We start from the raw sequence: 13,210 nt of genomic DNA, 5'->3' as shown, positions 1-13,210 counted from the left end.
AATTGATAGAAGCTGACTTTTATTATCATTGAATAATATTTATTTTACCACCTTGTTGATAATGATATTTTTGGAGGTGGGAAAATGCAGGGGATTAAACGTAAAATTGTTTTTGTAACGGCTTATGAGGTTATTGGCTGGTTAATTTCAGCGTTGGCATTGGCTTTTCTTTCCGGTAATTCAGCGGAAACAACAGGCCCATTATCTTTAGTCATAACGACTATTGCAGTGAGCTGGAACTTTATTTTCAATACTGCATTTGAATATTGGGAATCAAAACAAAAATCACGCATTAGAACCTTTAGGCGCCGGTTTGTACACGCTATATTATTTCAATTAACGTTAGTGATTTTTTTAATTCCTTTAATTGCATGGTGGTTATCAATTAGTCTTTTACAGGCGTTAATACTCGACTTCGCCTTAATTATTTTTATCCCAATTTATACTTTCTTTTTTAATTGGGCCTTTGATAAGATTTTTGGATTGCCTAAATCTGCCTTACCGCAAGAGAATAACGCCACATCATAAAAAAGTAAGAAAATTATCGTGTTTCCTTGCGTACTAACATTGTGCAGAAGGAAACACGAATCACACCGATTATTTTAATAACCTAGCCTTAACGGATTTCCCTTTAATTTTCCCCTGCTGTAAATGCTTGCGAGCATGTTCGGCAACCTCACGTTTGAGTGCCACATAGGCATGGGTAGGGTGGATCACAATCTTGCCAATATCGTCGCCATTGAGGCCAACTTCTCCGGTCAAGGCACCTAAAATGTCGCCGGGGCGTATTTTGGCTTTTTTACCGCCATCAAGGCATAAGGTCACCATCGTCGCTTCTAATGGAGTGACTCGTAAACCTGTTGGTTCGGCTTGCCAATTAAGCTTCATGTTTAACATTTCTTCTAGAGCATTGGCCCGCTGGGCTTCTTCTGGTGCACATAAACTAATTGCTAAACCGCTTTCACCGGCGCGTGCAGTTCGGCCGATGCGGTGAACATGCACTTCAGGATCCCATGATAATTCATAGTTAATCACCATTTCGAGGGCTTTAATATCTAACCCGCGGGATGCGACATCCGTAGCCACTAATACACGGCTACTTCCATTAGCAAAACGCACAAGAGTTTGGTCACGCTCACGCTGTTCCATATCACCATGAAGCACTAGGACACTTTGTTTGCTTGCAGTTAAGGCATCATAAACAGCTTGGCAATCTTTTTTAGTATTACAGAAAACGACGCAAGAAGCGGGCTGTTCACGGCTCAAGAGCTTTTGTAATAATGTAATTTTTTCGTGACGCGCAACTTCATAAAATTGCTGCTCAACCGCGGGAAGTTCATCAACACTATTGATTTCAATGGTTTGTGGATTATTTTGAATTTGCTGGCTAATTCGTGCAATTTCATCTGGCCAAGTAGCTGAAAATAATAATGTTTGCCTATTAATTGGTGCGTAGTCAATGATGGTTTCAATATCTGGCATAAAGCCCATATCGAGCATTCGGTCTGCTTCGTCTAAAACCAATGTTTGCAAGGCATCAAGTTGTACTGTTTCACGATTTAGATGATCAAGTAAGCGCCCCGGTGTAGCAACAATGATATGTGCTGCATGAGCAAGGGAGTCGCGTTGTACGCTAAAAGGTACACCACCGCAGAGTGTTAAAATTTTGATATTAGGGATAGCGCGAGCTAAACGGCGCAATTCATTGGCGACTTGATCTGCCAGTTCGCGAGTTGGGCATAAAACTAATGACTGAGTTTTAAATAACTTGGCATCAATATGTTGTAATAAGCCCAGACCAAAAGCAGCAGTTTTGCCGCTGCCAGTTTTAGCTTGTGCTCGAACGTCTTTACCAGCAAGGATCGGAGGAAGAGCGGCAGCTTGGATCTGCGTCATGTTTAGGTAGCCTAACTCTTGCAAGTTAGCGAGTTGTTCCGCAGAAAACGCATTTAGGTCAGCAAATGAAGTCACAATACAATCTCAAATAGAATAAAAGGCATAATGGGGCTAATAATACTATTCCTACCTTACCCTGTCTGTTTTTAATTCGTTATTAATGTAGAACCTGGTTATCACTGATATAGTTCAAAATTAAATCAACAGGAAGTGATGAAATGGAAAATTTACAACAGCGGTTGATAACACAAGACGAGAAAAACACCTTTTTACTCTATTTTGTATCAACAACCCTTAGCACCACTAAAAAGCGGTGCTAAGAAGAGTGGATTATTCAATATTGATATTTTAGATAGGACCTAAATTTGTCATTACTGCATATATGAGAGCGACAATAGAAATGGCTATCCATGTGAAGACTAATGGCCAAATAAATCTCACCCATTGTGTATAAGGAATTTTTGCCGTTGCAAGTACAGCCATTAAAATTCCTGATGTTGGGTTAATACAGTTAACAACACCTTCTCCAAGTAATACAGTTTGCACCGTCGTTTGGCGAGTAATTTCTAATAAATCTCCCATTGGCGTGAAAATAGGTACAAGCACTGCCGCTTCACCAGAACCAGATGAAATAAAGAAGTGCATAATTGCTGCGGTTGCGAACATGGAAAGGGCAGATAAAGTCTTCGGTAAACCGTCCATCATTGAAATAATGGCATTAACGATGGTATCCAGAATCATGCCATCAGATAATACGATAGCAATCGCACGAGCCATACCAACGATAAACGCGCCGCCTACCATTCCTGCACAACCTTTTAAGAAACCAGTAGCAATGGTATTAGGCGACATACGGTTTAAAATACCCACGCCAACGCCTAAAATGATAAACATTGCCATCATCTCTTTTTCTCCCCAGCCCCACTCAACGGCACCGAAAATAAATCCGATTAAGCAGAATGCGCTATAGGAAAGGGTGATGACATGCAAAGCTGAAATTTTAGAGGTTTGGTGTTCGTCAGTATTAATTTCAATATCAGGTCGAACCATACCTTTGTTACGGCATTTTTTGGTATAAATCGTTAAAAATAAAATACCCGCGATAACAAATGCAATATAAATTGCCATTCTAAAACCGAGACCGGATAACAACGGGACGTCGGCTAAACCTTGAGATAGGCCAACTGTCATTGGTGCCATGATTGAGGCGTTAAAGCCCGAATAAGCCGCGACATAGACTAAAGCGGCACCAAATTTATCGTCCATTCCCACGGATTTAGCAACTAAAAGACCGATAGGAACAAATGCAATAATTGAGTTAACGACAATTCCTGTTGTTCCTAAAATAGAAAAAACGACAAAGAATATACTGATTAGTAAAAAGTCATTAAGCCTTTTACTGCGCGAGATATTATTGAGTACTTTTTTGATAGCCCCAGTTTCTTCAAGAAGATGTAAAGCACCTCCAGTGAAAATAATCAAAAAGATAATAGGAGCTGCTTTGATTAGACCATCGGCAATTGAGGTGAAAATTTGTCCTGGCAAAATGCCGTGTTGTTCAGGTAAGCGCTCATAACTACCGGGAATGGTGTAAGAACTAGATACTTTTGTTTCTATACCATCTTTTACCATGGTGATGACTTTTGTTTCTGATGCATATTGCCCCGCGGGAACGATCCACGTCGCAATGCCTGCCAATACTAAGATAAAAAACAAAAGCACATAAGGATTTAAGCCTTCAGAACGTTTTTTAGGTGGTGTTGTTGTGTTTGTTGACATCGTTGTCATAGAGTTTCCTATTGGATTATTTTTTATTGTGTAATGCGTTGTAATACATTGAAAAATAGTTGAGCACGCTCTGTGAGCGACGGTATTTCTAAATATTCTTTATCACTGTGCTGGTAACCACCAATCGGGCCTAACCCATCTACAGTGGCAGTTCCGACACCCGCAGTAAAAGAGGCATCAGAGCCACCGCCAGTAGAAACATCGAGTAAATCAATATTTAGTTGTGCAGCTTCTTCTTTAATGATGTTGATAAGAACGGTGCTTTCATCCGTTTTAGCCATAGGTGGGCGATTAATTCCGCCGGTTAAGGTGAGTTTGATACCGTCTAATATTGGTGTACTACACACTTCCCTGACTTTTTTATCGATTTCAATACCCTGTTCTTCAGACGAGATACGAACATCGATTTCTGCTCTGGCATTCGGTGCGACAGTATTAACGGAGGTTCCGCCAGAAATTAAACCAACGTTAACGGATAGGCCTTTATCATGAGCTGAGAGTGCGTGTAGGCTTTGAATTTTATATGATAGTTCCTGAATTGCACTAATACCTGCTTCAGGTGCGATACCTGAATGTGAGGCTTTCCCTTCAATATTTAACACATAAGTCCCAACACCACGGCGAGCACTCACTATCGCGCCATTGGCACGCGCAGGTTCCATCACAAGTGCGTAGCGTTTTCCTAAAGCACATTGTTCAATGACACCGCGAGATGAAATAGAACCAATTTCTTCGTCACAATTGAGGAGAATCTCAATATTTTTATAGCGAATGTCTTGATTATCATAAAGTTGCTTCATGACTTGATATACCATGACATGACTGCCTTTCATATCAATCACGCCAGGGCCATAAGCACGGTCACCTTCAATGCTAAAAGGACGTTCAGTAACGGTACCTTTAGGAAAAACGGTATCTAAATGCAATAAAATTAATATATCAGCCTTTGTTGATGGGTGATAAATTCGATAATTATTACCGAGTGATTCATTTTCAATGATTTCGACTTCGAACCCCATTTCGCGATATTTTTCACACCAGACAGCAGCGTGGTTATCTACACCTTCTTTGTCATAAGAACCTGATTCAATATTGACTACTTGTTTAAGTAGCGCAAGCATACTGGCTTCATGCACTGAAAAGTTATTATTCATAATTGTTTCCTTATATTGTCTCTACTACAAAATTAAGTTGTTTTTATTGTGGTAAATTTAATTTTAGGTAATATAAAAACAGAGTTTATATTAAGTTAAATTTATATAATTCAGATTTTCGCTAAATAAAACGTGGCTTTTATTAAAGATAAGAACAAAAGATAAAATTCAAATTTACTAATAATAATTGTGTTTTTTTTTGATTCTCATTGTTTGTATTGTGGAAAACTAATGCCCCAAATTTTTATGCTCAAGCGAGTCATATCACAGTAAAGGATATAACCAATATCGATACTTGATGCTTGAATCATAGGCATTTTTTGACTGTATCATAATAAATAATTTGTATACAAGATGATTCTTCACTAAAAAATTAAACCCATATAGAGAGTAATTTTACGAAGATATGTAATATGGAATACATTACTGAATTTGTTCGAGCAAATTTGAATTTATAATGAATAGTTCTGCACTAGGCTAAATTGAGATTCTTTAAGAAAAAGTGATTAGAATAATTTATAAAATATATAGTGGTCATGCATTTTTCTAATAATTTAAATAGCGGTAGCATTTCATTTATCATAGTTTGTAATAGTTATTGTACTTTTTTTAAACAAAAAATTGGGGTGATTAAATTAAAAATAACTCAATCAAATTTAGTCTCTGTGCCTATCTTATAAATAGTCCTTGAGCATATTGTTGCTTGATAGCCATTCTTTTGCGTGTTGATTTGCATTAATCGAATTGTGATAGCTTTTAAGTGATATAGCTCATTATAAGAAATAAAGTAAAAGAGAATAACTTTCTCTTATATGCCTATTGTGCAGTATAAGAAGAGGAAAAATAGGTATGAGTACTAGGGTTCATGTTAAATCAACGACAGAATATCTACTAAATAATTACATTGCGTGATGATATATTTAACTTTAATAAAACATTTATTGTTTTGTTTTAGTGGGTTATGTATTTTTTATGGATTGGTCGGTTGTGGAAGATAAACAAAATAATAATATTGTGACGGCTCGCTCATTTATGGGAAACGCATCAACATTATGAATTAAAAGGAAATTAATTCTTTAATAGAAAATTTTTCTCTTAATTTGAATAAAGACACCAATTTTTAGAAAAAATTTTCTATTTCCCTATGGCATATTCTTTTTAGCAACAAATATAAAGATATCACTTTTATTTTACTATATTGGGTTTTAGATTATGACTAAGAATATTGCTACAATTTTAATTCATGGTGGAAAGCAGCAAGATACCGTTAATCATGCTATTTTCCCTGCTATTACAACAGCCAGTACTTTTGTTCAGCAAAGTTTAACAGAGCATGGTGAATATTGTTATTCACGTTGCAGCAACCCAACGCGTTATGCATATGAAACCTTATTAGCAGAAATTGAAGGTGGAAGTTATGCAACAGCAACCTCATCCGGTGTGGCGGCTTCAAGTTTAGTCTTAAATTTATTACCAAAAGACTCGCATATTATTGCGATGAAAGGTGTTTATGGTGGAACATTTCGGTTATTTGAACGAGTTTCAACCATTAATAGCGGTCATCAAATAGATTATGTAGATTTGAATAACCTTGATGAAGTTAAAACAAAAATAAAAGAGAATACGCGTTTAATTTGGATTGAAAGCCCAACTAATCCATTATTGGAGTTAGTTGATATCAATGCGATTTGTTCACTTGCAAAAAAACATAATATTTTGACTTGTGTTGATAATACATTTGCAACAGCTTGGAACCAAAAGCCGTTAGAATTAGGTGCTGATTTAGTGATGCTATCGGCAAGTAAATATATTGGCGGTCATTCCGATTTAATTGGTGGTGCTGTGATCACCCAAAGGGAAGACTTAGCCAGCCGCCTTGATTTTCTAAAAACGACTTTAGGAGCAATTGCTTCTCCTTTTGACGCCTACCTTGCTTTACGTGGATTAAAAACATTAGCGTTACGTATGGCGGCACAATGCAGCAATGCAGCGCAAGTTGCTAGCTATTTGTCTACGCACCCGAAAGTGGAACAGGTTTATTACCCAGGATTAGCTTCACATCCTCAATATGAATTATGTAAAAAGCAAATGCGTACAGGTGGAGCAGTTGTGACAATTAAATTGAAAGGGGATATTGAAGATACTAAAACGTTTTTATCTAAAGTTAATTACTTTGTATTAGCCGAATCATTGGGTGGTGTTGAAAGCATGGTAAACCATTCGGCAACCATGTCACATGGGTCGATGACAAAAGAAGAAAGGGAAAGTATCCATGTATATGACACCACATTACGTTTATCTGTAGGTATTGAAGATATCACTGACTTATTAAATGATTTAGAAAACGCACTATCTTAATTTATTAAAATCAAAATAAAATTAAAATATAATAAGAGAGCATCTAATGAATGATTATGGAATTTGGACCATCGTCACGCCAATGGTGACGATACTTTTAGCCATTTTTACACGACAAGTTATATTATCGTTATTGCTGGGGATTCTAGTTGGTTTTACCGTTATATATGACCATAATATATTATTGGGTATAAACGGAACGCTCGATGGTATTATTAATACGTTTGCATCACCGGGAAATACAAAAACTATTCTATTTATGGTAATGATTGGCGGTATTATGCGGCTAGTCGTTGTTACTGGTGGTGTGCGATCATTAGTTAAATTATTAACAAATAAAACAAGGCTAATTAAAAATAAAAAAGCTGTTCAATTAATGGCGATGATTATTACATCATTAATTTTTATTGAAAGTTCAATTAACCAATTAATTGCTGGAGCATCAACAAAAACATTAGCGAAGAAATACGGTGTTTCGCCAGAAAAAATGTCCTATATTGTACAAACTTCCTGCGTATCAGTTTGTTCATCAGCCATGATTAACGGCTGGGGAGCGGCAATGATGGGTGTTATTGGTGTACAAATATCTAAAGGTTTAATTACTGGAGAGCCATTTGAAATTTTAGCAGGCTCAATGGTATTTAATATCATGGCGTGGTTTTCTTTAGCTTCAGTATTATTTTATATTTTCTCCAATGTTTCTTGGGGACCAATGAAAAAAGCGGATTTACGCGCAGAGCAGCAAGCTTTAACTTTATTGTCTGCTGAAGAAACTGAGCAGGATGATGAAGATATTATTGAGCATCCTAATTGCCATACCTCTCTTAACTTTTTTATTCCAATTTTATCAACAGTATTAATGGTACCTATTGCGCTTTATATCACTGGTAATGGTGATTTTAGTAAAGGTAGTGGCTCAACATCGGTATATTGGGGAGTCATGTTTGGAACTTTAGTCTCTTTTGTGTGGTTCTTAGCGCGTCGTGTGCTTAATATTGAGACTTTCTTTAAAGAGTTATACATCGGCTATGCCAGCATGGTAAAAATTAGTTCAGTGATGATCCTCGCTTTTTTAATGGGAACCGTTTCTTCAGATTTAAACACTGGTGCTTATATAGCTGAAATTACCTCTGGTGTCATTTCACCGGCTTTCTCAATCGGTTTTATATTTTTAATTAGTGCGGTGATGTCATTAGCAACTGGAACATCGTGGGGGACATTTGCGATTATGATCCCAATCGGTGTGCAATTAGGGCTTTCAGTCGGAATGCCTGTTGAATATATGATTGGTGCCGCAATAGCAGGTTCAATTTATGGGGATATGACATCACCCATTTCCAGTGATGCGATTGTGGCCTCTATGGCAACAGATTGTGACCATATTGAGCATATTCGTACCCAAATGCCTTATGCCACGGTGACTGCCGCTTTTGCGCTGATGGTTTATCTCTATTTAGGTTTCACATATTAATAAGGTGAATAATATAATGAGCATTAGACAACGATTAGCTGCAATAAATAAAATAGATCTACTTCGAGGACCAACACCGTTAGCAAAATTAAATAATCTTTCAGAATATTTAGGCCGTGATATTTATATTAAGCGTGACAATATGACCCCCCTAGCAATGGGGGGCAATAAACTGCGAAAATTGGAATATATTATTGCAGATGCGATACAAAAAAAGTCTAAGGTGATTGTTACGGCAGGGGCTATTCAATCAAACCATGTTCGCCAAACAGCTGCAATAGCATCAATGTATGGTCTGGAATGTGTCGCATTATTAGAAAACCCATTACAGAGTTTGAATTCATTATTTTTAACAAATGGTAATAAACAACTGACAGATTTATTTAATGCCCGCTGTTATTTTTGTGATGAGTTAACCGACCCAAGCTTACAAATGCAAGCGTTAGTTGAATCCCTTAGATTGCAAGATGCTTATATTGTACCTATTGGTGGTTCTAATGCTTTAGGGTCATTAGGTTATGTTAATTGTGCATTAGAAGTTGCCGAGCAGACTCCTAAAGATATTGAATTTTCCGCAGTTATTGTTGCTTCTGGTAGCGCAGGAACGCATGCAGGGCTAGCTATGGGATTACAATCGGTATTTCCTCAAACTCCAGTGATAGGTGTTACCGTTTCAAGAACAGTTGCGCAGCAACAACCTAAGGTAGAAACCTTACAGCAGGAAATTGGTAAATTATTAAACCTGACAGATTTTCCTAAAGTGAATCTGTGGGATCAGTATTTTTCACCTTGCTATGGTCAGCCGAATAACAAGGGCCAACAAGCCATTGAGCTATTAGCTCAAAAAGAAGGAATACTACTTGACCCTGTGTATACCGGTAAAGCCATGGCGGGTTTAGTTGATCATATTTTAAAAGAAAGTATTGATGGCAATCAGCCATTACTTTTTATTCATACTGGCGGAGCCCCCGCTATTTTTGCTTATTCTGAAATCAATGTAGCAACGATTAAATAGACTTTTGATAATGCGATTTACTTATGAAAATTAATACCAAGGTTATTCATGGTTACCCCATGACAGATAAATATACCGGAAGTTCTTCTATTCCGTTATATCAATCATCCACATTTTCACAAGCCAATATTGAGGAAAGTTACGACCATATTTATTCGCGTTTTTCCAATCCAACAAGAGATGCATTAAGTGAGGCAATTTGCGCGATTGAAAACGCGAAATTTGCTGAGATTTTTTCATCAGGAATGGCAGCAATAAGCGCAGTATTACTTAATTTTAGCCAGGGTGACCATATTGTTGCTTGCAAAAATATTTACGGTGGTTCTTTCCAGTTAATGACTGAATTTCTGCCTCGTTATGGCATTTCAGTGACATTTGTTGATGCGACTAACCCAATGAACTATCAGCAAGCAATAACGGAGAATACCAAAGCGTTTTATTTTGAAACGCCATCTAACCCCACATTACAAGTGACTGATTTAAAATCTGTTATTGAAATTGCGCAACAGCATAATATTATTACCATCTGTGACAATACCTTTATGACGCCATTGTTATCAGATGTTATCTCTCTTGGAATTGATTTTTCTATTAATAGTGCGACTAAATTTATAAATGGCCATAGTGATGTGATCTTGGGGACAGTAGCAACGAATAACCCTGAATATGCGAGGTGGTTACATAAGTCTGCGGTGGCTATTGGCAGTATTGCAGCTCCATTTGATAGCTGGCTGACGATGCGTGGTTTAAAATCAATGGCAATGCGAGTTGAACGAGCTAGTGAAAATGCGCAAAAGCTTGCAGAATATCTGAATGAGCACCCAAAAGTACAACGCGTTTTTTATCCGGGGTTAGCTTCACACCCAAACCATATGATTCATATGCAACAGTCCAAAAATGGCGGAATGGTGGTTTCCTTTGATTTGGGTAGCTATGACAATGTAAAACAATTTTTAGAAGCAATTCGTATTCCACTCGTTGCGGTCAGCTTAGGGGGAATTGAATCAATTATTTCCTACCCTAAAATGATGTCTCATGCGTGTATCCCTGAAGAGGAAAGATTACTGCAAGGCGTAACGGATGGATTATTGCGGTTCTCATTGGGCTGTGAAGATATAGATGATTTACTCGCTGATGCCGATTTTGCTTTATCGCAGGTACAGTAATTAGGCCATTAGTAACGCATTTTTACTTCTGAGTGATACCTACCACACACCTAAAAAACGCCCATAATATTTTAAGCCCTCTAAATAGTCTGATTTATTTAGAGGGTTTTTACTTCACAAAATGCTTATTTGAACGATATAAAACTAAAGACAAAGCTCTTTATTCGCTGGGGTTAATTGAGCGCTTTGTTGGATATGTCTTAAAGTTTCTGTCGCCAGCAGCGCAGTGGCTTCATAAAAAGCATTCCCGCTTTGCAATTGCATTTTTTCTAAATAGCGATATACCCAAGGTAAAAAATGTATTTCTAGTAATTCACGTAACAGTTCTGGTTTATTTTCAATCACCCAGGCAGTGAGAAGAAATATTAGCCCCACATGATCTTCGGGTTCTTTTTGATTTAATTCAATATTGATTTGGTTATTACGAAGCCATGCTCTTAATTCAAGTGTCGAAATACCAAAAATAACATTTTCTTTATCAAGATAAACAGAACCCCAAGGTGGTGCAGGTAATGCATAAGGGCCAATAAATAAGCGCTGGTAGGCTTCTTGTAAAGTTTCTGATTCAGAAAGACTATCTTGAAAAAGTTTATCAATACGTTGGCAATCATAATCCTGAGTAAATGGCCACTCAGCTAACCATTCGCTCGTCGTAAATAAATCAATTAGTTTATTTACGCGTGCATCAGAAGGGTCATAATAAAATAATGCCCCCAAAGTTTGCGCGCAAAGCGAAAAATCTGCCAATAATTTTTGTTCCATATTTGTCCACTTGCTATGTTGATGATGACGCTTTGGTGCGATCGTAGCGAAACATGCGATTGTTGTCGATGATAAGAAGGTAATTAGCCCCCTTATCATCGTAAAAACAATGGAATAGTCGTTATCCGGCGATAGCCATACCTACCGTCATATGTAGCCCGTAGAAAATGCCTCTACCAATCAATTCACCAAAAATCACCAATAATACGGCGACTAATAGCCCGATAATTGAAGGGTTTTTCATTTTAACATGTGGGTAAATCCAGAAAGCTAGCCCTAATGTTAAGCAAACAGTACGCCAACCCATCAGTGAAGCATAATCTGGAACAAGCTCTGATGCTTTCTGTACAGAGCTTTGGATAGAGCCTAATTCAAACCCCTGTGCCGTCACCAAAATACTACTCGCAACCACTGCAACAATACTGATTAATGTAAAGAAACGGACGTTATTGATATCATAGCTTGCTATGCGTAATAAAAATGCGGCAAGAACAGGCCCTGCAATAAAGCTGGTTAGGATAAATTGCAAACTACCATAGTGATTAAACCAAGTTGGGACGGTATCAATTTGGTAAACGCGGGATATGGCATAAATAAATATTGCCGCAAAAATGATAGTGATAATTAACCAAATAGTACCAATAGACTTGGGCATTTTTTTCAATAATGACAGTAACCAATATATTCCACCTAAGGCAAAGAATATTGAGCCACTGACTATTTCGTTACTCAGAGCGGAATGACCAACACGTATCATTGAATTGAAGGCACGCATCGGCGAACCCATATGCAACATGGATAGTAAAAAGCCAATTCCCATTAACGCCCACAAACCAAACATGCTCATCACTATTTTATGATGCTGCTCTTGTAAGGGTTTTATTAACAATACCAGAGCCATGAGAATAAATGCACCAGCAACACTTTGGCCTATAACGGTGAAGAAGATTAACGGATATTCATGTAAGCCTGCGCCCATTTTAAACTTCCTCCGGATTCGCTAAATAACCTGTGGTGTCACCAACAGGACGGCAATTTGCATTGAGATTTAACACAATATTGGGTTTGGTATAATGTGCAGCGGGTAGAGGTGCTATCTCATTGATTGTGCCGTATTTTGCACGTAGCTCTTCAATGGGCCCAAAATCTAATGCACGTAGCGGGCAAGACTCAACACAAATGGGTTTTTTGCCTTCAGCCACACGTTCATAGCAGCCATCACATTTAGTCATATGCCCTTTAACTGCATCAAACTGAGGTGCACTATAAGGACATGCCATATGGCAATAACGGCAACCAATACAAACACTTTCATCGACAATGACAAAGCCATCCTCACGTTTGTGCATCGCGCCACTTGGGCAAACTTTAACGCAAGCAGGGTCCTCACAATGGTTGCATGAAATGGAAAGATAATAAGAGAATACATTTTGATGCCATGCACCATCTTGCTCTGTCCAGTCGCCGCCTGCATATTCATAAATACGACGGAAATGAACATCAGCGGATAAGTTTTTAAAATCTTTACAGGCGAGTTCGCACGTTTTGCAGCCCGTACAGCGTTGTGTATCAATATAAAAACCATATTGTTGTGACATAC

The 13,210-nt window shown here is 37.7% G+C and carries 11 protein-coding genes; 5 read left to right on the top strand and 6 right to left on the bottom strand.

The annotated features are described in order from the left end of the window. Positions 1-84 precede the first annotated feature (84 nt). The gene (locus PR725_RS10550; RefSeq protein WP_272568918.1) at positions 85-528 is read left to right on the top strand and encodes a PACE efflux transporter; all 444 of its coding nucleotides are present in this window, start codon (positions 85-87) and stop codon (positions 526-528) included. A gap of 69 nt (positions 529-597) precedes the next feature. Here the strand turns inward: PR725_RS10550 and dbpA are convergent, their stop codons facing one another. The 3 genes from dbpA to PR725_RS10535 form a co-directional block, all read right to left on the bottom strand. Continuing rightward, positions 598-1,971: an ATP-dependent RNA helicase DbpA gene (dbpA, locus tag PR725_RS10545; RefSeq protein WP_109912729.1), complete on the bottom strand. Its 1,374-nt coding sequence runs from the start codon at positions 1,969-1,971 to the stop codon at positions 598-600. 273 nt (positions 1,972-2,244) lie between these two features. Then, a complete protein-coding gene (locus PR725_RS10540; protein ID WP_004913421.1) occupies positions 2,245-3,684 on the bottom strand; it encodes a YfcC family protein in 1,440 nt (479 codons plus the stop codon). 23 nt (positions 3,685-3,707) lie between these two features. Then, on the bottom strand, positions 3,708-4,838 hold the full coding sequence (locus PR725_RS10535; RefSeq protein ID WP_004913419.1) for a M20 family metallopeptidase: 1,131 nt from the start codon (positions 4,836-4,838) through the stop codon (positions 3,708-3,710). Positions 4,839-6,050: 1,212 nt separating this feature from the next. On the opposite strand from PR725_RS10535, the gene PR725_RS10530 reads away from it, so the two are divergent. Genes PR725_RS10530 through PR725_RS10515 form a run of 4 tightly spaced genes read left to right on the top strand, consistent with a single transcriptional unit; the run spans position 6,051 to position 10,848 of the window. After that, positions 6,051-7,196, top strand: a complete 1,146-nt coding sequence (locus PR725_RS10530; RefSeq protein ID WP_109912728.1) for a trans-sulfuration enzyme family protein — start codon at positions 6,051-6,053, stop codon at positions 7,194-7,196. 46 nt (positions 7,197-7,242) lie between these two features. Next, on the top strand, positions 7,243-8,667 hold the full coding sequence (locus PR725_RS10525) for a Na+/H+ antiporter NhaC family protein (RefSeq protein WP_004913415.1): 1,425 nt from the start codon (positions 7,243-7,245) through the stop codon (positions 8,665-8,667). Between the two features lie 16 nt (positions 8,668-8,683). Further along, on the top strand, positions 8,684-9,682 hold the full coding sequence (locus PR725_RS10520; protein WP_272568903.1) for a D-cysteine desulfhydrase: 999 nt from the start codon (positions 8,684-8,686) through the stop codon (positions 9,680-9,682). Positions 9,683-9,705: 23 nt separating this feature from the next. After that, positions 9,706-10,848 carry a trans-sulfuration enzyme family protein gene (locus PR725_RS10515; protein ID WP_272568900.1) on the top strand — a complete coding sequence of 381 codons (1,143 nt, stop codon included), beginning with the start codon at positions 9,706-9,708 and terminating at the stop codon, positions 10,846-10,848. Between the two features lie 144 nt (positions 10,849-10,992). Here PR725_RS10515 and dmsD read toward each other — a convergent pair whose 3' ends face one another. The 3 genes from dmsD to PR725_RS10500 all read right to left on the bottom strand — a co-directional run bounded on the left by dmsD (position 10,993) and on the right by PR725_RS10500 (position 13,208). Further along, positions 10,993-11,610, bottom strand: coding sequence for a Tat proofreading chaperone DmsD (gene dmsD, locus PR725_RS10510; RefSeq protein ID WP_004913405.1), 618 nt, complete (start codon positions 11,608-11,610; stop codon positions 10,993-10,995). 121 nt (positions 11,611-11,731) lie between these two features. Further along, entirely contained in the window at positions 11,732-12,589 is an 858-nt protein-coding gene (locus tag PR725_RS10505) for a DmsC/YnfH family molybdoenzyme membrane anchor subunit (RefSeq protein WP_123382338.1), read from the bottom strand. 1 nt (position 12,590) lies between these two features. Then, positions 12,591-13,208 (bottom strand): DMSO/selenate family reductase complex B subunit, encoded by a 618-nt coding sequence (locus tag PR725_RS10500; protein WP_004913401.1) that lies wholly within the window; start codon positions 13,206-13,208, stop codon positions 12,591-12,593. Positions 13,209-13,210 lie beyond the last annotated feature (2 nt).

Source organism: Providencia sp. PROV255 (assembly GCF_028478065.1).
In the GTDB taxonomy this organism is placed as follows: Bacteria; Pseudomonadota; Gammaproteobacteria; order Enterobacterales; family Enterobacteriaceae; genus Providencia; species Providencia rettgeri.
The sequence above is the reverse complement of the archived record's forward strand: the minus strand, read 5'-3'. Positions and strand labels throughout refer to the sequence as shown.